21 protein-coding genes are annotated in these 21732 nt (G+C 70.6%); 13 read left to right on the top strand and 8 right to left on the bottom strand.

The window, feature by feature from the left end:
• The first annotated feature begins 93 nt into the window (after positions 1-93).
• The 4 genes from ACWEVP_RS46270 (at position 94) to ACWEVP_RS46255 (ending at position 3161) form a co-directional block, all read left to right on the top strand.
• On the top strand, positions 94-450 hold the full coding sequence (locus ACWEVP_RS46270) for an effector-associated constant component EACC1 (protein WP_452068975.1): 357 nt from the start codon (positions 94-96) through the stop codon (positions 448-450).
• Positions 431-1636, top strand: a complete 1206-nt coding sequence (locus ACWEVP_RS46265) for a caspase, EACC1-associated type (protein WP_452068974.1) — start codon at positions 431-433, stop codon at positions 1634-1636. Before ACWEVP_RS46270 ends, ACWEVP_RS46265 begins: the two co-directional genes overlap by 20 nt.
• A complete protein-coding gene (locus ACWEVP_RS46260; RefSeq protein WP_452068973.1) occupies positions 1633-2484 on the top strand; it encodes a transporter substrate-binding domain-containing protein in 852 nt (283 codons plus the stop codon). Before ACWEVP_RS46265 ends, ACWEVP_RS46260 begins: the two co-directional genes overlap by 4 nt.
• Before the next feature lie 392 nt (positions 2485-2876).
• Complete coding sequence (locus ACWEVP_RS46255) at positions 2877-3161, top strand: hypothetical protein (protein WP_452068972.1); 285 nt, start codon at positions 2877-2879, stop codon at positions 3159-3161.
• Here ACWEVP_RS46255 and ACWEVP_RS46250 read toward each other — a convergent pair.
• On the bottom strand, positions 3142-3720 hold the full coding sequence (locus ACWEVP_RS46250; protein WP_452069040.1) for a hypothetical protein: 579 nt from the start codon (positions 3718-3720) through the stop codon (positions 3142-3144). The two genes, ACWEVP_RS46255 and ACWEVP_RS46250, sit on opposite strands and share 20 nt — an antisense overlap.
• 218 nt (positions 3721-3938) lie before the next feature.
• On the opposite strand from ACWEVP_RS46250, the gene ACWEVP_RS46245 reads away from it, so the two are divergent.
• Complete coding sequence (locus ACWEVP_RS46245) at positions 3939-4514, top strand: dihydrofolate reductase family protein (RefSeq protein WP_452068971.1); 576 nt, start codon at positions 3939-3941, stop codon at positions 4512-4514.
• Between the two features lie 34 nt (positions 4515-4548).
• Positions 4549-5175, top strand: coding sequence for an alpha-ketoglutarate-dependent dioxygenase AlkB (locus tag ACWEVP_RS46240; protein WP_452068970.1), 627 nt, complete (start codon positions 4549-4551; stop codon positions 5173-5175).
• A 170-nt stretch (positions 5176-5345) separates the two neighbouring features.
• On the opposite strand, the gene ACWEVP_RS46235 is transcribed toward ACWEVP_RS46240, so the two are convergent.
• Together ACWEVP_RS46235 and ACWEVP_RS46230 are read right to left on the bottom strand one after the other, a co-directional pair.
• The gene (locus tag ACWEVP_RS46235; protein ID WP_452068969.1) at positions 5346-6623 is read right to left on the bottom strand and encodes a cytochrome P450; all 1278 of its coding nucleotides are present in this window, start codon (positions 6621-6623) and stop codon (positions 5346-5348) included.
• A 53-nt stretch (positions 6624-6676) separates the two neighbouring features.
• Positions 6677-8338, bottom strand: a complete 1662-nt coding sequence (locus ACWEVP_RS46230; RefSeq protein ID WP_452068968.1) for a peptide-N4-asparagine amidase — start codon at positions 8336-8338, stop codon at positions 6677-6679.
• A gap of 133 nt (positions 8339-8471) precedes the next feature.
• Here ACWEVP_RS46230 and ACWEVP_RS46225 point away from each other — a divergent pair, with 133 nt between their 5' ends.
• Positions 8472-9467 (top strand): LacI family DNA-binding transcriptional regulator, encoded by a 996-nt coding sequence (locus ACWEVP_RS46225; RefSeq protein ID WP_452068967.1) that lies wholly within the window; start codon positions 8472-8474, stop codon positions 9465-9467.
• Positions 9468-9470: 3 nt separating this feature from the next.
• Here the strand turns inward: ACWEVP_RS46225 and ACWEVP_RS46220 are convergent, their stop codons facing one another.
• Positions 9471-10334: a 1-aminocyclopropane-1-carboxylate deaminase/D-cysteine desulfhydrase gene (locus ACWEVP_RS46220; protein WP_452068966.1), complete on the bottom strand. Its 864-nt coding sequence runs from the start codon at positions 10332-10334 to the stop codon at positions 9471-9473.
• A gap of 68 nt (positions 10335-10402) precedes the next feature.
• Between ACWEVP_RS46220 and ACWEVP_RS46215 the strand changes: the two genes are divergently transcribed.
• The gene (locus ACWEVP_RS46215; protein ID WP_452068965.1) at positions 10403-11614 is read left to right on the top strand and encodes an MFS transporter; all 1212 of its coding nucleotides are present in this window, start codon (positions 10403-10405) and stop codon (positions 11612-11614) included.
• A 47-nt stretch (positions 11615-11661) separates the two neighbouring features.
• Here the strand turns inward: ACWEVP_RS46215 and ACWEVP_RS46210 are convergent, their stop codons facing one another.
• From ACWEVP_RS46210 to ACWEVP_RS46200, 3 genes are read right to left on the bottom strand one after another with little or no spacing between them, the layout of a single operon-like run.
• On the bottom strand, positions 11662-12552 hold the full coding sequence (locus tag ACWEVP_RS46210) for an ROK family protein (RefSeq protein WP_452068964.1): 891 nt from the start codon (positions 12550-12552) through the stop codon (positions 11662-11664).
• Positions 12549-15368, bottom strand: a complete 2820-nt coding sequence (locus ACWEVP_RS46205) for a glycosyl hydrolase 2 galactose-binding domain-containing protein (RefSeq protein WP_452068963.1) — start codon at positions 15366-15368, stop codon at positions 12549-12551. The genes ACWEVP_RS46210 and ACWEVP_RS46205 overlap by 4 nt, the downstream gene beginning before the upstream one ends.
• The gene (locus ACWEVP_RS46200) at positions 15365-16795 is read right to left on the bottom strand and encodes an APC family permease (RefSeq protein ID WP_452068962.1); all 1431 of its coding nucleotides are present in this window, start codon (positions 16793-16795) and stop codon (positions 15365-15367) included. The genes ACWEVP_RS46205 and ACWEVP_RS46200 overlap by 4 nt, the downstream gene beginning before the upstream one ends.
• A 138-nt stretch (positions 16796-16933) precedes the next feature.
• On the opposite strand from ACWEVP_RS46200, the gene ACWEVP_RS46195 reads away from it, so the two are divergent.
• Complete coding sequence (locus tag ACWEVP_RS46195) at positions 16934-18103, top strand: ROK family protein (RefSeq protein WP_452068961.1); 1170 nt, start codon at positions 16934-16936, stop codon at positions 18101-18103.
• Between the two features lie 24 nt (positions 18104-18127).
• On the opposite strand, the gene ACWEVP_RS46190 is transcribed toward ACWEVP_RS46195, so the two are convergent.
• Entirely contained in the window at positions 18128-18358 is a 231-nt protein-coding gene (locus ACWEVP_RS46190) for a hypothetical protein (RefSeq protein WP_452068960.1), read from the bottom strand.
• Positions 18359-18583: 225 nt separating this feature from the next.
• Between ACWEVP_RS46190 and ACWEVP_RS46185 the strand changes: the two genes are divergently transcribed.
• The 4 genes from ACWEVP_RS46185 to ACWEVP_RS46170 all read left to right on the top strand — a co-directional run bounded on the left by ACWEVP_RS46185 (position 18584) and on the right by ACWEVP_RS46170 (position 21662).
• Positions 18584-18847 (top strand): hypothetical protein, encoded by a 264-nt coding sequence (locus ACWEVP_RS46185; protein WP_452068959.1) that lies wholly within the window; start codon positions 18584-18586, stop codon positions 18845-18847.
• 71 nt (positions 18848-18918) lie between these two features.
• Complete coding sequence (locus ACWEVP_RS46180; protein WP_452068958.1) at positions 18919-20412, top strand: MFS transporter; 1494 nt, start codon at positions 18919-18921, stop codon at positions 20410-20412.
• 2 nt (positions 20413-20414) lie between these two features.
• Positions 20415-20987, top strand: a complete 573-nt coding sequence (locus ACWEVP_RS46175) for a TetR/AcrR family transcriptional regulator (protein WP_452068957.1) — start codon at positions 20415-20417, stop codon at positions 20985-20987.
• 123 nt (positions 20988-21110) lie between these two features.
• Positions 21111-21662 (top strand): snapalysin family zinc-dependent metalloprotease, encoded by a 552-nt coding sequence (locus tag ACWEVP_RS46170; protein ID WP_452068956.1) that lies wholly within the window; start codon positions 21111-21113, stop codon positions 21660-21662.
• The last annotated feature ends 70 nt before the right edge of the window (positions 21663-21732 follow it).

Below are 21732 nucleotides of genomic sequence, written 5' to 3'. Positions count from 1 at the left end.
GCCGCCACCGCGGTCGCTTGGCCCGAACAAATTCAGCCAGGTGTAACGGAAACCCGACCCGGCGTCGACTACCCACCGACGAGAGGGGATCTGGTGGAGCTGCTGCTGGACGCCGGGAACGAGACCGGGATCGTGTTGTCCTGGCTTCGGAAGGAAGATGATCTGCGCGGCCGGCTCGACGCCCGGCCCGTCGCGGCGCAGCCGGGTCTGATGGCGGTCGACGTGGCCATCGCGGCCGCGATCACCGTCGTCGGCGTGCTAGCGCGGTCGCTGTGCCGGTACCTGGAAGTGCGGGAACGCCACCGTGGTGCGGATCTGGAACTGCACGTCACCAGACCCGGCGGGGAAAAGGTGCGTGTCGTCCTCACGCGAGGTGAGGACGCGACAGCTTTGGTCACACGCCTGCTCGGGACACCGGCTGAGGAGACTGATGCGACTCCCCGTCCCTGACGCCTCCAGGGCTGTCCTCATAGGCACCACGACCTTCTCCGGTGACTTGTCCGCGTCGCCGTTGGAGGGCACCCGGAACAACGTGCTTGATCTGGCAGAAGCGCTGGCGCACCCACAGTTCGGCGGGTTCCGCCGGGAGAACTGCACGCGGTTGCTCGACGAGCGTGACCCACGCGCCATTTTACGTGTGCTGGACGAGAACGCCGACCTGGCGACGGACGTGCTGCTCGTGTACCTGGCGGGGCACGCGCTGCCCAAAGACCCAGCCGGCAACGAGCTCTTCCTGTGCCTGCCGGGCACCAACCCCGCCGAACGGCACTGGTGGCACGACGCGCTGTCGTTCTCCGACGTGAGCGACGTGGTGCGAAACAGCCCAGCCGCCAACCGGATCATCATCGTGGATTCCTGTTTCGCCGGCCTGGTGCTGCCGGACGCGATGAGCCCGGACGCCGTCTATCAGGTGGCTGGAGCCTACACTTTGACGTCCGTGGGACCGAACATGCGCGCCGTCGCGCCGTCGGGTGCCCGGCACACCGCCTTCAGCGGTGCGCTGGTCCGGCTGCTGGCCGAGGGCGTACCCGGGCACCACGACCTGCTGACCCTGCCGCGGATCTTTCCCCTGCTGAAGAGCGAACTCGTGGCCAACGGCTTCCCGGCGCCCCACCAGATCGCGGCCGACACCGCAGACCAGCTCGCGGTCGTGCGCAACCGGGCCGGAACGACCCGTACCACCATTTCGCCACACCTGGTCAAGCTGGCCGACAGTCCCGTCACCACCGACCGCCTGACCGCAGTCGAGGAACTGGCCGGCCTGTCGCTGAACGACGAGCACGTACGCAGCGAGGTCCGGTCCGCCCTGGTGCGCCTGGCGGGAGACGACAGCCGGATGGTGTCGAGCGCGGCCCGGCGGCGCCTCGAGGCGATCGACGGTGTGATGCCCCGCCCGCTGCACCTCACGCTTCGCCCGGCGGTTACCCCTTCAGCTCGACCTATCGACGCGTTCACCAACCGGCGATGGATGGCCGCCGGAGCCACATTCGGCCTCCTGGGCGCGCTGGCGATGCTGCTGCTGGGGGCGACAGCCGGCCAGGTGGCCACGACCGGAGTGGTGACCGCGATCCTGTCCTACGTGACCGCAGCGGTCGTCTCCGTCCTGGCCGCGGCACCCGAGAGGAACCCACGGTGAGACTTCGCAAGGCCATTCCGTTGCTGGCTTCCGCTGTCGTGGCTGCAGCATCCACTCTCGCGGGGTACGCATACTACGAGTTCCCGGCGAAGTACTTCGGCGACGAGTTGGTCATCGGCATCAACGGCACCCTTCCCGGGTGGAGCAGTCCGGAGGAGAACCCGACCGGGTTCGACATCGACATCGCCGAACACCTCGCCGCAGGCCTTGGCTACGGCAGCAACCACCGGTTTGTCGTGCTGACCCCGAGCGAGCGGGTCACCGCCCTCACCGACGGCAAGGTCCAGCTCGTCGTGGCCAACTTCTCCATCGACGGCAAGTCCTGGCCCGACACCCAGAACGCCCGCCGGGACGTGGTGGACTTCGCGGGCCCGTATTTCGTCGACAAGTCCGGCGTGATGTACAGCCCCGAGAAGGTGGACGCCATCGACGGCAGGGACTTGTCCCCGGACAACCTGTGCGTCAGCTTCGGCACCACCGCCATGCAGTACCTGCACGGCAAGGGGACCCAGGAAGAGCAGAACAGATGCTTCGACCGATTCAAAGACAAGGGTGACACCAAGATCGTCGGCGTCGTAACCGATCAGTCGATTCTGACCGCCTACACCGCGGACGCCAAGGTGACCCCGATTCTGCGCAACGACGACGAACGCTACCCGATCTCAGTCGAGCGGTACGGCGTCGCGATGCGCAAAGGGGTCACGGGCCTGTGCGACAGGTTGGAAGATCTCATCAAGGACTACTTCGAAAAGAAGTGGTACAGCGCCTTCGGCCAATACTTGAGCGCGGTGGAGAAGCCCAGTTCACACATGCCACCAGACGGTGTGGACCGGTCACTTTGCCGCTAAGAACTGAACGTCGACAGGCGGCAACGTGCGTCGTTGGAGACGTACCCGAGTGCATCAACCGGCTCCCCAGCCATAGCCGTGGGTTTCCGCCATTGCACGGTCCAGGCGGCAGACCTCACCACGTCCGCTCATGCCGCAAAGCGTGCGCCTCGACAAGCGGCGCTCGGCAGCCCAACGTGGGGAACCGGCCGCGCGTCCGGACGAATGGAGACCAGGTGGTTGCGACGGAACCAACTGAGCTGGCCCCCGACGAACGACGGACGCTGGCCGCCGTCCCGACGCCTTCCTTGGCGTTGACGAGTTCGGGTCTACCCAGGGTCTAATTGACACCGCCCAAGCCCTACCCCCGCGACGCTGCAGCCAACCTTGCCTACACACCGCGACGAGTCGGTATGCACGGCATGCGCCACTTCTACGCCTCGATCGCCCTGGCATCCGGAGTGTCGGTCAAGGAGCTGGCCGAGTACCTCGGTCATCACGACCCGGGCTACACGCTCCGGATCTATACCCACCTGGTCCCGTCGAGTCATCGCCGGGCGCGAGAGGCAGCCGACGGGATTTTCAAACCGCGCCGGACCAGGGCGGCACGGCTTGAAAATCCCGAGACGGCCGGACAACCTCAAAACCTACAGATCCACAGGTCAGACCCTATCTGGCCTACTTGTGCCAGAATCTGATGCCGCTCCACTGCACCGTGATCGGCCCGGCGCCGCTGCTCGTGCGGTAGCTGCCGATCTTGTCGTAGTAACTGCCGCCCGGGCTCGAGATCGTCTGCTTCAGCGATCCGTTGAGGTACACCTTGTGCGAGCTGCCGACCTGGTTGATCGTGTTCACCCGCACCGACGTCCCGACCGTCGCGCCGCTGCCCAGCGTCGCTCCGCCCTCGACCGCGTACAGCCGGCCGCCCTTCTCCACCGCCAGCAGGAAGTAGGGGCCGGCGCTCGAACCGTCGCGGAACGTCTGCTTGAGGCTGATCCGCGAGCCGGACATGCTGGTGATCTTGAACGAACCCTCGAACTGGTGGGTGCCGCCGGTGTAGGTGGTGTAGCGGCGTTCCGCGCGCTGATCACCGCTCGCCGTGGAGCAGGTCAGCTTGAACGTGAGCCCGGAGACGTCGCCACACCCCCGCTCCTGCTCCGAGTAACCCGGCGAGTCCGAAATCCACGGGCCGGTCCCGACCTGGGCGCCGGCGACCGGGGTGAATACCGCCAGCCCCGTCGCGACCGCCGCGAGCACGCCCGCGCCGCGTAGTTTGCGCACCGTCCAACCTCCTGTTGCACTCGAGGCGGCGGTGGCGGACAAAGGTTCAGACCTTTACCCGGCGTGCGCACGACTGTACGAGCCGGAACCGCCGCGGACAAGCCCCCGGAACTTTTCCGCGCGGCGGTGTCGAATCCGGCTCCCGCCGTTCGACAGACTGACGAGAGCACGGAACGACCACCGAGGAGCACCCCATGCGCACCCTGATCTCCACCGCCTTCGTCTCGCTCGACGGCGTCGTCGAAGGCCCCGGCGGGGAGCCCGGCTACCGCAACGCCGGCTGGACCTTCAAGGACATCGAGTTCGACCCGGCCGCCTACGAGCTCAAGGGCCGCGAGCAGGGCGAAGCCGCCGCGATGATGATGGGCCGGGTGAGCTACGAGGCGTTCGCCCCGGTGTGGCCGGGCATGACCGAGGAGTTCCCGGGTTACAACGCGATGCCCAAGTACGTCGTCTCGACGACGTTGTCCGAGCGGGACCTGGTGACGAACTGGGGCGAGATCACCGTCCTGCGTTCGCTCGACGACGTCGCCGCGCTCAAGGAGACCGACGGCGGGCCGATCATCGTCCACGGCAGCGCGACGCTGAACCGCGCGCTGGCCGACGCCAGCCTGATCGACCGCTACCACCTGCTGGTGTTCCCCGTCCTGCTCGGCGCGGGCAAGCGGCTGTTCAGCGCGACCGACAAGGACAAGCAGAGCCTGAAGGTCCTCGAGAGCGAGACCTACGGCAACGGGATCCAGAAGCTCGTCTACGACGTGATTCACTAGAACAGGTGTTCGATCTTGGTGTAGGGTGGAGACCATGAACCCGGGTCTCCAGTCTTCACTGTTCGGCACGCAGGGGTCGATCGCGCTGCGCCCCCTCGCGCCCGAGCGGACCGACCTCGGCTCGGGCGCGTGGGTCGACATCCAGCCGGGCTGGCTGGAGGGCGCCGACGAGCTGTTCGCGGCGCTGGTCGAGGGCGTGCCGTGGCAGGCGGAAAAGCGGAAGATGTACGACCGCGTCGTCGCCGTGCCACGGCTGCTGAGCTACTACCGCGAGAACGCTCCCCTCCCCCACCCGGCGCTGACCGCGGCGCGGGACGCGTTGAGCCGGCACTACCTGAAGGAACTGCGCGAGCCGTTCCGGACGGCGGGGTTGTGCTACTACCGCGACGGTCGCGACAGCGTGGCGTGGCACGGTGACCGGATCGGGCGCGGGGCCCGGGAGGACACCATGATCGCGATCCTCTCCGTGGGGGCGGCCCGGAACCTGGCTCTGCGGCCGCGGGGTGGTGGCGGGAAGACGCTGGCGCGACCGTTGGGGCACGGGGATCTGCTCGTCATGGGCGGGAGTTGCCAGCGGACCTGGGAGCACTCCGTTCCCAAGACCGCCAAGGCTGTCGGGCCTCGGATCTCGGTGCAATTCCGGCCTCGTGGGGTGAACTGAGAGGTTCCCCGACCCCCTTCGCGATCTCCGGAGGCCGAAGACGACTTCGCTGCCGTTGCCCACACCCAGCGCGCCGGCCGGCAGTGAGCTTGTTCGTCAGCCCGCTGATGGGCGTCTACTGCTCCGGCGCCCCACGCCGCCCGCGGCGGGACAGTCCGCACCGATCCCGGTCAGTCCACCAGGACCGGGAGCTCGTCCAGGCCGTACACGATGGACACCTTGCGGAACGACAGCTGCTCCTCCGGCACCGCCAGGCGCAGGTTCGGGAAGCGCCGGACCAGCGCCGGGTACGCCGTGCGCAGCTCCATCCGGGCCAGCTCCGCGCCGATGCAGCGGTGGATGCCGTAGCTGAACGCCAGGTGGGACGTCGGCTCGCGGGTCGCGTCGAACTTCTCCATCTCCGGACCCAGCTTCGGGTCGCGGTCGGCCGCCGACAGCGACACCAGCACGATGTCGCCCTCGCCGATGTGCGCGCCCGCGATCTCCATGTCCTCCTTGGCGAACCGCGGGAACGCCATCTGGACCACCGTCAGGTACCGCAGCAGCTCCTCGACGAACCGGTGCACCGACTGTTCGTCGCCGCGGACCGCCTCGAACGCCTGCTCGTCGCGCAGCAGCACCAGCGCGCCCAGCGCGAGCATGCTCGCCGTCGTCTCCAGGCCGCCGGTGAGCACGCCGTCGGCGAGACCGGCCAGCTCGCGGTCGTCGATCTCGTCGCCGTGCTCCTTGATCAGCATGCCCAGGAGGCCGTCGCCGGGCTCCTCGCGCTGCTTCTTCACGATGTCGAGCAGGTAGGTCAGCGACTCCGACATCGCGCCGAGCGAGGCGCCCGCGCCGCCGAAGAGGTCGAACCGGGCCGTACTGAGCCGCTGGAAGTCCTCGCGGTCCTCATACGACACGCCGAGCAGCTCGCAGATCGTCAGCGACGGGATCGGCAGCGCGAACGCCTGCCACAGGTCGACCGGGCCGTCGGTCTTGGCCATCGCGTCGAGCTGCTCGGCGACGATCTCGTCGATGCGTGGCGTCAGCCGGCTCAGCCGCCGCATCGTGAACTCCGGCGTGAGCAGCTTCCGCAGCCGCGTGTGCACCGGCGGGTCCGCGAAGCCGAGGCCGCCCGGGTTCTGGTCCGCGGTAACCCCGGCGTTGCCGACGAGGTTGCCGAAGTCGCTGGAAAACCCGGTCGCTTTGCCGAGCACCGCCTTCGCTTCGTCGTAACCCGTGACCAGCCACGCGTTCATCCCGAACGGCAGGTCGAGCTTGCTGATCGGGGCTTCGGCGCGGCGCTCGGCCATCGCGGGCACGGGGTCGAGCCCTTCGCGCCGGAGCGGCTCAAGCGCCGAGTCCGGCAGGATGGCCGACATCTTCTCGAGGTCGAAGCCTTTTTTCGACTGGCGCGCGAGGTACCGGCGCCCGACCCAGCCCAGGACCCGTGAGCGGAGACTCCCCATGACCCCGACAGTACCGCACTAGCCCGATCGGGTGACCGACGGCGAGACGGGACTCACCTCCGCGGCGGGACCTCCCGGTTCTCGGTGATCCGCCCGTGCTCGCTCGCGACGTAGTGGAAGTACGGCCGGCCCAGGTCGTCGGTGCCCAGGTAGGACGTGCGGGAGCGGCCGTCGGCCTCCGTGTTGACGCCGTTCGTGCGGGCCAGCACCCCCGACGAGCTCAGCCACTCCGTCGACGCGCGGACCGGCCGCCAGTGCCGGCCGTCACCGGTGAGGTCGCCGAGGACCTGCGTCATCTGCGCCGAGCCCGAGATCCGCAGGTTCTGGTCGTCGGTGATGTTCGCGGTGGCGTCGGTGGTCAGCGGGTAGGACCAGGTGTGCCGGTCCGCCGACCGCACCCGGCCGTCCACAGTGGACGTCGAGGTCTGCTGCCCGGCGTCGCCCTGGACGACGTGCTGGGTGAAGCCGCCGCCGGTGACGTCGTCGCTGTTGCGGTAGTCGCGGGTGCGTTCGACGCGGGTGTACACGCGGCCGGCCGAGGTGTCGACGTAGCCGGCGGTCACGTCGTGGCGCTTCGCCGTGACTGTCACGTTCACGCCGTCCTTGATGTCCTTCACCGTTTCCTGCCGCACCGGGGCCGCGGCGACGTCGTGCTGGACCAGGGCGCCGGTGGTCCGCGCGGCGTTTTTGTCGGTGTAGAGCAGGAGCGTCGGGACGACGGTGAACTCACCGCCGATGTCCGGGAAGGAGAAGGAGAAGTCATGCGCGGCACCGTCCACGAGCCGGCCCGCGAACGGCGTGATGTCGTACGTTTCGGCGTGCAGGCTGAAGGTGTCGATCGCGACGATCGGCCGCCACAGCTGCGGCACGATCCCGCCGGAGTAGATGTGCGGGAAGGTGAACGCGCTGCCCGCGGGCGTTCCGTCGAGCGCGAAGTTCGCCTCGCGGTACGGGCCCTTGCCACAGAGCCCGGCGGCCGGGTACCTGGCGCTCACGGCGTCCGGGACGTCGTCGAACCACTGCTCGTCGCAGGCGTGGCCTTCGAGGGTGACCTCGAGGTAGGCGCGGGTGATGTTGCGCGGCAGGTCCTTCGCGCCGAAGTGGACGGTGGGTGCCGCGGGGGTCGCGTCGGCGTGCTCGAAGCCGGCCACGTGGTCGGCCGTCTCGGGCGCGGGGTGCTTCCGGTCGGCCTGGTAGTAGGTGAGCGTGACCGTCTGGGCGTAGACGCCGGTGTAGACCGGCGAGTTGTAGTTCTCGATGCCGCCGTGGAACGGCTGCGGGGTGCGCAGCAGCGCGGTGTAGGGCGTGAGGTCCTTGTCGAAGTGGTAAGTGATCGGCCGGGTGCCCTCGCCGCTCGGCTCCTCCGTGGTCCCCCACCAGACTTCGGTGCCGCCGATCCGCAGGTCGCCGATCCGGTCGTACTGGCGGCCGCCGACGGTCACGGTCTGGTCCATGACGACCTTCGCCCACGGGCCGGGGCACGCCTTCGGCGGCGCCAGTGTGCCTTCGTAGTACTGGGGTGTGCCGTCGGCGGTGTTGGAGCGGAAGGCGTCGGCGAGCGTGACCGTGCAGTGCGCGGTGTCCGGCCGGGTCACCGCGGGCGCCGCCGTCACCGGGTCGTCGGTGTCGTGTTCGAGCACGGGGTCCGCCGAGGCGACCGCCCCGGAGAGCACCCACGCCAGCACCAGCGACAGGACGATCGTGAAGATCCGCACCCGGACTCCTCCCAGCGGCAGCTCACCGCGGGGAAGCCTAGTACCGCGATCATGCTACTTACGGTGGGAAACCGACACGCTGAAACGTTTCAGTCCCGTGGTAGGCTCACGCCCTTCTCAGCGAGGGGGTGCGGTGGTCGGCATCAAGGACGTCGCGAAGCGGGCGGGCGTCTCGATCGGCACGGTGTCCAATGTGGTCAACCGGCCGCACGTGGTCGCCGCGGCCACCCGGAACCGGGTGCTGTCGGTCATCGAAGAGCTCGGCTACGTCCGCGACGAGTCGGCCCGGCAGCTGCGCGCCGGCCGCAGCCGGATCATGGGGCTGCTGGTGCTCGACCTCGGCAACCCGTTCTTCGTCGACGTCGCCCGCGGCGCCGAGCAGGCCGCGCACGCCGAAGGCCTCAACATCATCACCTGCAACAGCGGCCAGCGCTCCGACCTCGAAGCGTCCTACCTGGCGATGTTCGCCGAGCAACGCGTCCGCGGCGTGCTGCTGAGCCCGGTCGGGACGTCCGGTGAGGCACTGCGCGCGTTCCGCCGCAGCGGCACGCCGTACGTGTTCGTCGACCGCAAGGCGCCGACGTCGGAGGCGAGCTCGGTCGCGGTCGACGACATCGCGGGCGGCGCGCTCGCGGGCCGCCACCTCCTGGAGACCGGCCACCACCGCATCGCGTTCGTCAACGGACCGGCGATCCTCGCCCAGTGCCGCGACCGCGAGCAGGGCCTGCGCACGGCCCTGACGGGCGCGGCGGTCGAGCTGACCGTGCTGGAGGCGATCGGCCTCGACGTGCCCTCGGGCCGCGACGCCGGCGCCCGTCTGCTGGGCACGATCCCCCGCCCGACGGCGGTGTTCTGCGCGAACGACCTCCTCGCCCTCGGCGTGCTGCAGGCGATGGTCGGCGCGGGCGTGCGCGTCCCGGACGAGATGGCGATCGTCGGCTACGACGACATCGAGTTCGCGGGCGCGGCGGCGGTCCCGCTGACGTCGGTCCGCCAGCCGGCCCAGCGCCTCGGCCGCACGGCGGCGGAACTGCTGCTGGCGGAAACCGCCGACACGGCGGTCGAGCACCAGGCGGTGGTGTTCACCCCGGAGCTGGTCGTCCGCGAATCCACCCGCGTGCGCCGCTGACCCCTACCCGGCGATGACGGCGACGACCGTCGTGCCCTCCGGGAACTCCCCGCGGCGGATGCGGTCCCGCAGCCCGGCCATCATCTTGGCTTCGTAGACCCAGTCGAGCCGGACGCCGTGGTGCCGCTCGAACTCGTCGACGAAGCCGTCGAGCTCGCGGGTCCGCCGCGCGAAGCCCCCGAAGTGGGAGCCGGTGTCGATCGACCACTCCCCCCGCTCGCACCCGAACGCCTCGCGCTGGAACCGCGCCACGTCGGATCGCAGGAACCCGCCGCCCTTGAGCACCGAGAACCCGATCGCGCGCTGCCCGGATCCGAGGCCGGCGGCGATCCCGGCGAGCGTCGCGCCCGTGCCGACGGCGCAGGTGACGACGTCGAAAGGCCGGTCGATCTCCGCGACGAGCTCGGCGCAGCCCCGCACGCCCGCCGCGTTCGCGCCGCCTTCCGGGATCGGGAAGAACTCGCCCCACGCGCGGTGCAGGCCGGCAAGGACGGCGGGATCGGTCTTGGCGCGGTAGGCCGTGCGGTCGAGGTAGGTGAGCTTCATGCCGTGGCCGGCCGCCGCGCGCAGCACGTCGTTGAGGGGCAGGTGTTCCTCGCCGCGGACGACGCCGACGGTCTCGAAGCCGAAGTGGTGGCCGGCCGCGGCGGTGGCGAGCAGGTGGTTGGAGTAGGCCCCGCCGAAGGTCAGCAGCCGGGTGGCACCGGCGTCGGCCGCGTCGCGGAGGTTGTGCTTGAGCTTGCGCCACTTGTTGCCGGGCAGCTCGGGGTGGATCAGGTCGTCGCGCTTGAGCAGGACGCGCACCCCGCGTTCGGGACGGCGCAGCTCCACGAGCGGGGAAGGCACGGTGAGCCGCGGCTTCGTCACGGTGTGAGCTTAAATCGTTTGAACTGCGTACGACCTTTGGGCATGATGCCGATCATGGGACTTCGCGCGTGACGAACAGGTGGGTGCGGCTGCAGGCGGTCGCGGTGTCCGGTTCCTCCGCCGAAGGGCTGATGCTCGCCGCGCTGCCGCTGCTCGCGGTCTCGGTCACCACCGATCCGCGCGAGGTGTCGCTGGTCAACGTCGCCGGGCAGGCGCCGTGGCTGCTGCTGTCGCTCTTCGCCGGCGTGCTGATCGACCGGGTGCGGCGGACCGCCGTGCTCGCCTGGGCCTACGCCGTGCAGGTCGCGGCCGCAGTGGTGCTCGCCGCCGTCGCCTCCGCCGGGCTGCTCGGCCTGCCCGTGCTGCTCGCGGTCGCCTTCGTCGTGACGTCGGCGCAGGTGCTCGGCGACGGCGCGAGCGGCGCACTGGTACCCGAACTCGTGCCCGCGGACCGGCTGGCGCACGCCAACGCGCGGCTCACGGTGATCGACCGCGGGGTCGTGCAGTTCGTCGTGCCGCCGCTGACCGGGTTCCTGATCGCCGTCAGCGCCGGGGCACCCGCGTGGCTGGCCGCGGCCTTCGCGCTGCTCGCGCTGGCGCTGGTCCGCCGCATCCACTCGGAGTCCGTCGTCGCCGCGCGGACGCACCCGCTGCGCGATCTGTCGGCGGGGCTGCGGTACCTGGTCCGGACGCCGCTGCTGCGGTCGATCACGGTCAACGTGGCGCTCGGCTCGTTCGCCGCGAGCGCGGGCAACTCGATGTTCGTGCTGTACGCGACGCAGGAGCTGCACGTCGGCTCGGTCGGGTACGGCCTGCTGCTCGCCTGCCTGGCGTTCGGCTGGATCGCGTCGTCGTTCGTCGTGCAGAAGGTGGTCGACCGCATCGGGTACTCGTGGTCGATGCGGTTCGGGCAGAGCTTCGGCGTGGTGACGAACCTGCTGATCGCCTTCGTCCCGCCGTGGCCGCCGCTGGTGGGCGCGGTGCTGGTGCTGCTGACGGCGACGGTGCTGATCTGGAACGTGTGCTCGCAGTCCAGCCGCCAGCGCTTCACCCCGGCGCCCCTGCTCGGCCGGGTGTTGACGAGCCACCGCGCGCTGGCCTGGGGCTTGACGCCGCTGGGCGCGCTGACCGGCGGGTTCGTGGCGGCGCACTGGGGTTTGCGCGCGGTCTGGGTGATGGCGGCGGTGATCCAGGGGGTGAGCGCGGTGCTCGTGTGGTTCACGCTCTCGCCGGCCGCGTTCGAGCGCACCGAGCGCGAGCTGGCCGAAGCGCGGGCTTGATACCGGGTGGTGCGCCGGGTCGGGGCACCGGCACACCACCCGGACGCCTACTCGCCCAGCGCCAGCGCGACCGCGCCCAGCAGCGCCGCGTCCTGGTCGAACCGCGCCGACACCAGCTCGGGCGGGAACGGCACCGCGTGCGCCAGCCGGTCCGCCAGCGCCGGGAGCAGCACGTCCGCCGAGCGCACCAGGCCCCCGCCCACCGCGATTCGCTGCGGGTCCAGGGCGATCGCCAGGTTGGCCACGTGCATCGACAGCTCGTCGAGCGCCGCCGTCACCAGTTCCTTCGCCTCGACGTTCTCCTTGGCCAGCGCGAACAACTCGCCCGCGGTGACCGGGCGGCCGAGCAACTCGCTTGCCCGGCCGCCCAGCCCACGCCCACCGACGGCTTCCTCGAGCGGCGCCGCTCCGCTCGCGAAACCCTCGGTGTCCTGCGGCGAGAGCAGGTTGTACCCGATCTCGCCCGCAGCTCCGTTGGCGCCGGTCAGCAACCGGCCGCCGACCAGCACCGCCGCCGCGATGCCCGTGCCCAGCGACAGGAACACCGCCGGGTCCGCCCCCTCCAGCGCGCCCCAGCGCCACTCCGCCAGCGCCGCCGCCTTCGCGTCCGTGCCCACCGAGATCGGCACGTCCGGGAACTCGGCCGCCACCAGCTCGGCCAGGTGCAGCTGCTCCCAGCCCGGGACGTTCGGCGCGAGCAGGATCTCCTCCGGCAGCACGATCCCCGGGCTGACGACGCCGACGGCGGCCGGCGCCGCGCCGGATTCGGCCAGGAGCGACCGAGCCCCGGCGAGCGCCCGCACCACCACCTGCTCGGCCCCCGCCTGCGCGTCGGTGTCCAGCCGGCGCGTGGCCAGCAGGGTCCCGGCGTGGTCGGCGAGACCCAGCGCCACCTTCGTGCCGCCGAAGTCGATCCCGAGAATTGGTTCGCCGCTCACTCCGCAGCCCCTCCTGTCCCCCGGACCACGATCCGGCCGGTGTTGAGCCCGTCCACGCTGATCACCGGCACCGCGCCCCGCAGGTCGGCCGCCTGGTAGGTGACGGTCAGCGTCTGCGACTGGCCCGGCCACAGCGTGATGTCGTTGTCGTCCCAGGTCGCGTTCGCGAGCTGGTTGTCGCCCGGTCCCTCGTGCCCGTCCGGCGTGCCGCGGCGGACGTCGGCCCGCAGGAAGAACGCCGCCCCCGGCGTCTTCGACGTGTTGGTCACGGTCACCGTGGTGACGAGGCCGCCGCCGTTCGCGCGCGTCGACGCGACGGCGCCGACCTGCGACTTCGGCAGGTTCTGCAGCGCCTGCAGGTTGCTGTACTGCGACAGCGTCGCCTGCGGGTTGCCCAGCGTCTTGCCCCAGTCGACGACGTCCTTCTGCGTCGAGAGCCAGTAGACGTTCCGGTCCACGACCTTCCCGCCCTGCTTCACCTGCAGCTCGACGAAGTAGACCTGCGCGGGCGCCGGTGCCTTCGTCTCGGCGGGGACCTTCGGCTTCAGCACCCCGGTGCGCACGCCCTGGCTGCCCAGGGAGATCCCGGCCGCGGTCCGGTCGTCGAGGACCTTGCCCGCGGTGTCGAGCACGCGGGCCTGCACCGAAAGCCCGGACTGCGTCGTCGCGCCGAGGTTGTCGAGGGTCACGGAACCGTTGTCGTAGCCGTAGATCGCGTGCAGCGGCTTGTTCGCCTTCTGGGCGCCGAAGAACGCGCCGGCCTGGTCGCCGTCGTCGTTGTAGAGCGACCACAGCAGCGTCGGCCAGCCCTTGTTCAGCTGCCAGTAGACGACACCGGTCGACGGGTTGTCCTTGTCCGTCGAGTGGTGCAGGAACGCCTCGAACTGCGAGCGGGTGTTCTCGTAGTTCGCGATGTTCGCCAGGTCCACATAGGACTTCAGCGAGTTCCACCTGCCGTACCGCTGCTGGATCGACTGGTCCAATGTGTACAGCGTGCCGAACGCGTAGCCGCCGTGGTCCGGCTCGAAGTTGGCGTGGTACTGGTTGTACGCCGGGTCCTGCCACAGCTTCGCCTGCTCTGTGGGCGAAAGGAACCGCTTGATCGAGTCCAGCGTCGGGACGGTGTGCCCGGCGCTCTGCTCGCTCGCGAAGCCCCACGACCCGCCCGCGTTGGTACGGCTGTCGTCGGAGGCGTCGAAGTGCGAGGTGTCGTACCAGTACGACGGCGGGACCCAGTCGTACGGGCCTTCCTTCTCCCCCGAGTTGCCCAGCGTCGGCGTGCTCTTGTACTCCGCCGAAGCGATCACCGGCACCTGGAAGTCGGCTTCCGCGAACGCCTTCAGCGTCTCGGACTCCTGGCGCGGCACCGGCTCGTTGTCGCTCCAGCCGTAGTTGAAGACGCTCGGGTGGTTCCGCTCCTGCTGCGCGATGGTGTACGCCGAGTCGTGCATGATCCGGTAGTCGCGCTCGGTCAGCTTCGCGGCGTCCTCGGGCTGCCAGGCGTCGCAGCACAGGAACCCGCCGATGACCAGGAGGCCGGCGCGGTCGGCCTGGTCGTAGAAGTCCTGCGGCATGTCGTGGCCTTCCAGGCGGACGCCGGAGAGGCCCAGGTTCTTGATCAGGGCGATCTGGTGCGCGGTGTCGGCCTTGTCGTAGCGCAGGAACAGGTCCGGCGCGAAGCCGCCGCCGCGGAACACGAAGTCCTTGCCGTTGATCGTGAACTGCCGCGCGCCCTCGGGCAGCGGCGCGGACTTCCCGACCAGGCGCGAGGTCACCGTGCGGATGCCGAAGGTGCTCTTCGACGACGTCGAGAGCACGCCGTCCTGCGAGACCGCGGTGCTGAGGGTGTACAGCGGCTGGTCGCCCATCGAGTACGGCCACCAGACCTTCGGCTTGGCGATCTTCACCGGCGCGAACGCGACCGTCCGCTTGGTGTTCGCCGGGATCGTCACGCGCTGCTTGACGACGATCGGCGCGCCCGACGGCGGGGTGATCGTCGCGGCGACGTCGCCGGTCTGCGGGCTCGCGGCGTCGTTGGTGACGTCGACCTTCACCGTCAGCTTCGAGCTGGACAGGTCGGGCGCGTTGTCCTGCACGACGTGCGCGTTGTCGCCGGTGAGCGCGTTCCCCACCTGCAGCGTCGGCGGGAACTGGATGCCGGTGTCGTTGTCCGGCGGGATCTGGCCCCAGTCGACCTGGTCGAGCGTGTACATCGTCAGCGGGTCGTTGGGGTAGACCTTGATCGCCAGGGTGTTCTTGCCCGGCTTGACCAGCTTCGAGACGTCGAAGGTGTGCCCGGCGAAGGCGCCGCTCACGACGTCCTTGGTGGCGACGAGCTTGCCGTTCACCCAGACGTCGCCCTCTCCGACGATCCCGGGGATGGTCAGCTTCGCGTGCTGGCCGGTCTTGAAGTCCGGGGTGAAGTCGGTGCGGTACCACCAGGGGTCGGAGAACGGCTTGGTGACGACGGGCCCGAGCTTGTCGACGTACCCGAAGCACTTGCGCATGGTGTCGGAGTAGAAGACGTTCGGGCACTTGCCGTTCTGCACCAGGGCGTTGATCTCGGTGCCGGGCGCGCCCGCGTCGTCCGCCTTCACCGGAAGCCAGCCGCGGGTGGCGTATCCGGGCGTGGAAACCTGGTCGCCGCCGTCCTTGACGTTCGCGGTGGTCAGGACCTGCCAGCCCTGCACACCGATCGTGGTGAGGCCGTGCGGTTTCGCGACGGCCTGGGTGTCCTGCGCGGCGGCGGGTCCGGCCACGCTCAGCACGCCGGGCACGAGCAGCAGCGCGGCGAGCGCCGCGAGCTTCTTCGTCATGCCTGAGCCCCTTCGGTCTCGGTGGAGGCGAAGGCCTCCTTGATCTCCTTGGGTCCGAACGGCCACGTGTTCTCGGCCTTGGCGTAGACCAGGTACGCGAGCGCGCCGAGGACGATCCAGCCCACCGACAGCCCGATCGAGAGCCAGTCGGCCGAGATGTAGATGTAGACCCAGCCGACGAGCGCGATGAGCGTCGGCACCGGGTAGAGCCACTGGCGGTACGGCCGCCGCAGCTCCGGCTGCCGTCGCCGCAGCACCACGATCGCCGCGACCTGGGCCAGCGACTGGATGATGACCAGCGTCGCGACCGCCGCGTTGATCACCGTGGTCAGGGTGAACAGGGAGCCGAGGATCGTGATGGCGCCCATCGTGAGCACGCCGGCGGTGGGCAGGTGCAGTTTGGGGTGCAGCTTGCCGAACATCGGCAGGAAGACCTTGTCGCGCGCGGCTTCGAACGGCACGCGCGAGCCGCCGAGCAGGCCGGCGAAGACCGACCCGATGGCGGCGATCACGATCAGCACCGTGATGGCCTTCGCCGTGCCGGTGCCCCACACCTGTTCCAGCACCGACGAAGCGACCGACTTCGCCTCTTTCAGCTGCTCCAGCGGGATCGAGCCGAGCACGCCGACCTGCAGCAGGAAGTACAGGCCCATGATGCCGAGGATCGAGAAGATGATCGAGCGGGGCAGCGTGCGGCCCGGCGTGCGCACCTCGCCGCCGAGGTAGGCGGTCGTGTTGTAGCCGAGGTAGTCGTAGATGGCGATGATCAGGCCGGCGCCGAGACCGCCCCAGAACGTGCCCTCGCCGGCCGAGCTGAACGCGCCCGGGGTGAACGCGAACGCCTGCGCCGCGCTGAAGTGCGAGAACGCCGCGACGATCGTCGTCAGCACGGCGGCGAGCATCACCACGAACAGCACCGTCGTGAGTTTGGAGATCTGGCCGATCTTGCGGAACAGCGCCAGGATGATCACGAGCGTGATGCCGACGCCGATGATCTTGCCGAGCGGCGTGGTGCCCGCGTCGTCGGTGACACCGGGGATCAGGTAGCCGAGGTACTGGACGAGCCCGATGATGCCGGTGGACATGATCAGCGGGATGAACAGCACCGCGCTCCACACGAACAGGAACGGCATCAGGCGGCCGGTGCGGTACTGGAACGCCTCGCGCAGGTAGAGGTAGGTGCCGCCGGCACCCGGCATGGCGGCGCCGAGCTCGGCCCAGATGAGCCCGTCGGCCAGCGCGACGATCGCCCCGATGATCCAGCCGAACATCGCCTGCGGGCCGCCCATCGTGGCGACCATGGCCGGGATCGTGACGAACGGGCCGATACCGCACATTTGCGTCATGTTGATCGCGGTGGCCTGCAGGGGGCCGATCTTGCGCTCAAGGGCGGGCTGCGGCTCCCCTGAACGAGTGGGTGAACTCACGACATGCCTCCGGCTAGTAGTTAGTAAAGTTTCTTAACATAGAACGGGCGGGGTCGAAAGAGTTCCGTCGATAAACTTGCGGCAACACAGGAGGAGTACGTGGGGCAAATCGGGCCGCGGGTCGGAACTCCGGCGAGCATGCGGGCACTGAACCAGCGTCTCGTCCTCGACCGGCTGCGCACCCGGGGCGAGGCGACGCGACCGCAGATCGCCGCGGGCACGGGGCTGTCGAAACCCACGGTGGGACAGGCGCTCCTCGACCTCGAGCAGCACGGACTGGTCCGGACCACCGGCCGCAGCCTGGCGGGACCGGGCCGCGCGGCGGTGGTCTACCGGGCGGCTCCGGACGCGGGACACGTCGTCGGCGTCGACATCGGCCGCCGGGCGATCCGGATCGCGGTGGCGGACCTGGAGGGCAGCATCGTCGCGCGGCTCGACGAGCCCAACCGGTGCCGCTCCGCGAGCGCTTTGGTGCGCACCGTCGGCGAATCCGTCGAACGCGCGGTGGCTTCGGCCGGGCTGGTGCCGCACGACGTCGTCGCGACGGTGGTCGGCACGCCGGGCGTCCCCGACCCGGCCACCGGGACGGTCCACCGCGCCCCGAACCTCCCGGGCTGGGAGCGACGCGGGGTGCTACACGAGCTGGTGGCGGCCTTGGCGGGCGAGGGGTCGGACGTCGTGGTGGAGAACGACGCGAACCTGTGCGCGGTGGGCGAGCACGCGCTCGGGGCGGCGCTGGGCGTGGACGTGCTGGTGTGCCTGACGGTCGGGACGGGCATCGGGATGGGGCTGCTGGTGGAGGGCCGCCTGTTCCGCGGCGCCCACGGCGCGGCGGGCGAGATCGCGGATCTGCCGTTCGGTCCGCTGCCCGCGGCCGCGGGGGCGCGCCGGCCGGGCCCGGTGGAGACGGCGGCGGCGGGACAGGCCGTGGTGGACGCGGCCCGGGCGGCGGGGCTGCCGGTGCGGTCGGCCAAGGACGTCTTCCGGCTGGCGCGGGCCGGGGACGTGACGGCGCTGGGAGTGGTCGAGGAGGAAGCGGAAAGGCTGGCCTACGTGGTCGCGGCGGTGACCGCGGTACTCGACCCCCGGCTGGTCGTGCTGGGCGGCGGGATCGGCGGCAACGCGGACCTGCTGGCCGCCCCGATGCGGCGGGCGCTCGCGGCGACGGTGCCGGTGGTGCCCGAGATCGTCGCGGGCCAGCTGGGCGAGGACGCGGTGCTGGCCGGGGCGATCGCCACCGCGCTGGAAACGGCGCGGGAGCTGGTGTTCGACCGGCGTGGCCTGCGCCGGGCGGCCGGTGCAGGCTAGCGGGAACGAACCCGCCGGCCGGGATCAGTCCGAAGGCCCCCGCAGGGTGAGCACCACCCGCAGCACGTGCTCGACCGCCGTCGGGAACGGCGCGCCCCGCAGTTCCCCGCGCTCCGCGAGGTTCTCCGCGGCGAACTCCAGCACCCGCTCCGGCCCGCCCCGCCGCACGACCAGCGCCGCGAGGTCCTCGAGGTCCAGGTCCGGGTGGTCCAGGCGCGTCAAGGCGAACTCGACCAGCAGCTCTTCCGCCGTCATGGTCACCTCCCCTGCCATCTTAGGGCGCCGCCGGCTAACACTTGATCGACCGGATCGCGAGCCCCGATGCGGTGATCTCCACACCCGAGCCCACCACCCTCAGCAGGCGAACGCTGCGCCAACCGGCGGATATTCCGGGCGATCGTGTACGGACCGCGAATACCCGGTAACCCGGACGAGCCGGTCGGTCATGATGCATAACCCACCGGCGGACGGAGGCGCCCCATGGCGATGCACCGGCAGCGCACCCGACCCGTCGTGCGGCGATCGCGGCACGCCCTCCCCGCGCGGTGGTGGCCGCCCATGCTGCTCGCCGCCTCCATCGCCGCCGTCATCCCGGGCGACACCGTCGGCGGCCTGCTCGTCGGGACCTGCGTGCTCGTCGCCCTGACCGCGCTCGCCGCCGCGCGCCGGGTGCTCGGGCACGCCGCCGTGCACGTCGACCTCATCCTCGCCGAAGAACTGGACGAAGCCTCGCGACGCGGCTGAAACCCGTCCGACCGGCACGGTGACCGACTTCACCCGCTTTACTGTACCGTCCAGACGGTATAGTAAGGCGCATGACCCTCACCGCGCCCACCTCGGACCACCGCACCCTGAGCCCTCGCCGCCGCTGGGCCGCGCTGGGCGTGCTGGTCGGCGCGGTCCTCCTCCTCGCGGTCGACGGCACGGTGCTCTACCTCGCCGTCCCGTCGCTCACGCGCGAACTCGCGCCGACCGCCGTCGAGGTCCTCTGGATCGGCGACGTCTACTCGCTCGCGCTGGCCGGCTTGCTCGTCACCGCCGGCACCCTGGCCGACCGCTTCGGCCGCAAGAAGGTGCTGCTCCTGGGCACCGCGGCCTTCGGGCTGGCCTCCGCGCTCGCGGCCTTCTCCCCCACCGCCGGGGTGCTCGTCGCCGCCCGGCTGCTGCTCGGCGTCGCGGGGGCGACGATCATGCCGTCGACGCTGTCGCTCATCCGCACCCTGTTCACCGACCCGCGCGAGCGCACCCGCGCCATCGCCATCTGGTCGGCCGGCTCCGGTGGCGGCATCGCGCTGGGCCCACTCGTCGGCGGGACGCTGCTCGAGCACTTCTGGTGGGGCTCGGTGTTCCTGATCAACGTGCCGATCGTCGTCGTCTTCCTCATCGCGGGCGCCGTCCTGCTGCCGGAGTCGCGCGACCCGGCCCCCGGCCGTTTCGACGCGCTCTCGGCCGTCTTGTCGATGGCCGCGATCGTCCCGCTGGTCTACGCGGTCAAGCACGCCGTCAGCACCGGCGTCGACGGGCAGGTGGCCGTGGCCGCCGCCATCGGGCTCGCCGCCGGCGTCCTGTTCGTGCGCCGGCAGAAGCGCGCGGCCGACCCGCTGATCGACGTCACGCTGTTCCGCAACGGGGCTTTCAGCGGTGCCGTCCTCGCCAGCTTCGTCGCGGTCTTCGCGTTGATGGGCCTGCTGTTCTTCTTCTCCCAGTACCTGCAGCTCGTCCGCGGCTTCTCACCGCTGCAGGCCGGCTTCGCGGAGATGCCGGCGACGCTCGCGTCGATCGTCGTCGTGGCCGCGGTCGGGGTGGTCGTCGGCCGGCTCGGCCGGGGACGGGCCGTCGCCGCGGCCCTGGCCGTCGCCTCGCTCGGCCTGGCGCTGGTCGCCGTCGCCGAGCGGCTCCCGCAGTACTGGTGGCTCGGCCTGACACTCGTCCCGGTCGGGCTCGGGGTAGGCCTCGCGCTGACGCTCACCGTCGACTCGGTGCTGTCGGCCGTGCCGCGGGACAAGGCCGGGTCGGCGTCGGCGATCTCGGAGACCGCGTACGAACTCGGTGCGGCGCTGGGCATCGCGATCCTCGGTTCGCTCGTCACGGTGGTCTACCGCGCCTTCCTGCTGGCCGGCCCGGTCCCGGCCGAGGTCCGCGATTCCCTCGCGGCCGCGGCGAACGCACTCGACCCGGCCTCGGACCTCGCGCACGCCGCGCGCGAGGCGTTCACCGGCGCGATGCAGGTGACGTCGCTCGCGGCCGCCGCGGTCACCGCCGTCGCCGCGGTGATCGCCTGGCGTACGATTCCGTCCGGAAAGGACTGAGCATGCCTCGCAAAGCCGGGCGCGGCCCGGAAGAAACGCGCCGGGCTCTGCTGGACGCGGCCGGGACGGTCATCCGCACGCGCGGGATCGCCGCGTCGCTCGACGAGATCGCGAAGGCGGCCGGCGTGTCGAAAGGCGGGCTGCTGTACCACTTCCCCGCCAAGGACGCGCTCGTCCGCACCCTGGCCCGGGACCTCCTGGACACCTTCCGCGCCGAGGTCCACGCGGCACTGGACCCGGCCGACACCGCCCCGGGCAGGCTGACGCGCGCGTACGTCCGGGCGTCGCTGGACACGTCGTACGACGAAGTCGCGATCCGCGAGACCATCGCCCTGATCGCCCAGCTGATCTCGATCCCGGAGGTCGCCGAGCTGGCCCGCGCGGACGCCGAGCGCTGGGACCGCGACCTGCGCGCCGACGGCCTGCCGGGCCCGGTGGTCACCCTGGTGATCGCGGCGGCGGACGGCGCGAGCACGGCCCCGCTGTGGGGCGCGGGCATCGACGTCACCGCGGCACGCGAGCTCGAACAGCAGCTCCTCGACCTGACGACCGGGGCTTTGTCAACCCGCGAATAGTGTTGGTAAATCACCACTCGCACCGCCCTACGGAAGTCGGCTCCGGGCCGGGCAAACTGCCGGTAAATTTTCGACAGCGCGCGCAAATCCGGCAAATCCCCGTCCCCCACGAGGAGTCTTCCGATGTCGAGGAAGTTCGCTCTGGCCGGCGCCGTCGCGCTCGCCCTGACCATGACCCCGCTGGCCGCGGGAACCGCGTCGGCCGCCACCGAGCAGGAAGCGGCGGTCACCACGGTCTACTACAGCACCGCCAGCGCGCCGACGTTCCGGTCGGTCATCAACGCCGGTGCCGCCAACTGGAACAACAGCGTCACCAACGTCAGACTGGTCGAGCGCAACTCCGGCGCCAGCCTGCGCTACACCGAGGGCAACGACCCCCGCGGCTCCTACGCCTCGACCAACGGGCACGGCAGCGGCACCATCTTCATCGACTACACCCAGGCCCGCCAGTACAACCCGACCCGCATCGCGGCGCACGAGACCGGCCACGCCCTCGGGCTGCCGGACCACTACTCGGGCCCGTGCTCGGAGCTGATGTCGGGTGGCGGCCCCGGCCCGTCGTGCACCAACGCGTTCCCGAACTCGACCGAGCGCAGCCGGGTGAACTCGCTGTGGGCCAACGGCCTCGTGGCGACGAACCAGCGGCAGGTCTACGAAACGATCTACGGCTTCTGATCCGCCACGTCGTGGGACGAGATGCGCGGCCCGTTCATGCCCACGCTGTGGTCCGGTGTGGAGGAAGGCC

It is taken from the genome of Amycolatopsis sp. NPDC003865 (assembly GCF_053605345.1).
This window is presented reverse-complemented; position numbering and strand designations above follow the sequence as displayed.

Excerpts from the sequence above, each read along its gene's own strand:
- ACWEVP_RS46170 (WP_452068956.1), top strand. The coding sequence starts at position 21,111 with ATGTCGAGGAAGTTCGCTCTGGCCGGCGCCGTCGCGCTCGCCCTGACC.
- ACWEVP_RS46205 (WP_452068963.1), bottom strand. The coding sequence starts at position 15,368 with ATGACGAAGAAGCTCGCGGCGCTCGCCGCGCTGCTGCTCGTGCCCGGC.
- ACWEVP_RS46180 (WP_452068958.1), top strand. The coding sequence starts at position 18,919 with ATGACCCTCACCGCGCCCACCTCGGACCACCGCACCCTGAGCCCTCGC.
- ACWEVP_RS46255 (WP_452068972.1), top strand. The coding sequence starts at position 2,877 with ATGCACGGCATGCGCCACTTCTACGCCTCGATCGCCCTGGCATCCGGA.
- ACWEVP_RS46245 (WP_452068971.1), top strand. The coding sequence starts at position 3,939 with ATGCGCACCCTGATCTCCACCGCCTTCGTCTCGCTCGACGGCGTCGTC.
- ACWEVP_RS46175 (WP_452068957.1), top strand. The coding sequence starts at position 20,415 with ATGCCTCGCAAAGCCGGGCGCGGCCCGGAAGAAACGCGCCGGGCTCTG.
- ACWEVP_RS46195 (WP_452068961.1), top strand. The coding sequence starts at position 16,934 with ATGCGGGCACTGAACCAGCGTCTCGTCCTCGACCGGCTGCGCACCCGG.
- ACWEVP_RS46265 (WP_452068974.1), top strand. The coding sequence starts at position 431 with ATGCGACTCCCCGTCCCTGACGCCTCCAGGGCTGTCCTCATAGGCACC.
- ACWEVP_RS46235 (WP_452068969.1), bottom strand. The coding sequence starts at position 6,623 with ATGGGGAGTCTCCGCTCACGGGTCCTGGGCTGGGTCGGGCGCCGGTAC.
- ACWEVP_RS46185 (WP_452068959.1), top strand. The coding sequence starts at position 18,584 with ATGGCGATGCACCGGCAGCGCACCCGACCCGTCGTGCGGCGATCGCGG.
- ACWEVP_RS46190 (WP_452068960.1), bottom strand. The coding sequence starts at position 18,358 with ATGACGGCGGAAGAGCTGCTGGTCGAGTTCGCCTTGACGCGCCTGGAC.
- ACWEVP_RS46240 (WP_452068970.1), top strand. The coding sequence starts at position 4,549 with ATGAACCCGGGTCTCCAGTCTTCACTGTTCGGCACGCAGGGGTCGATC.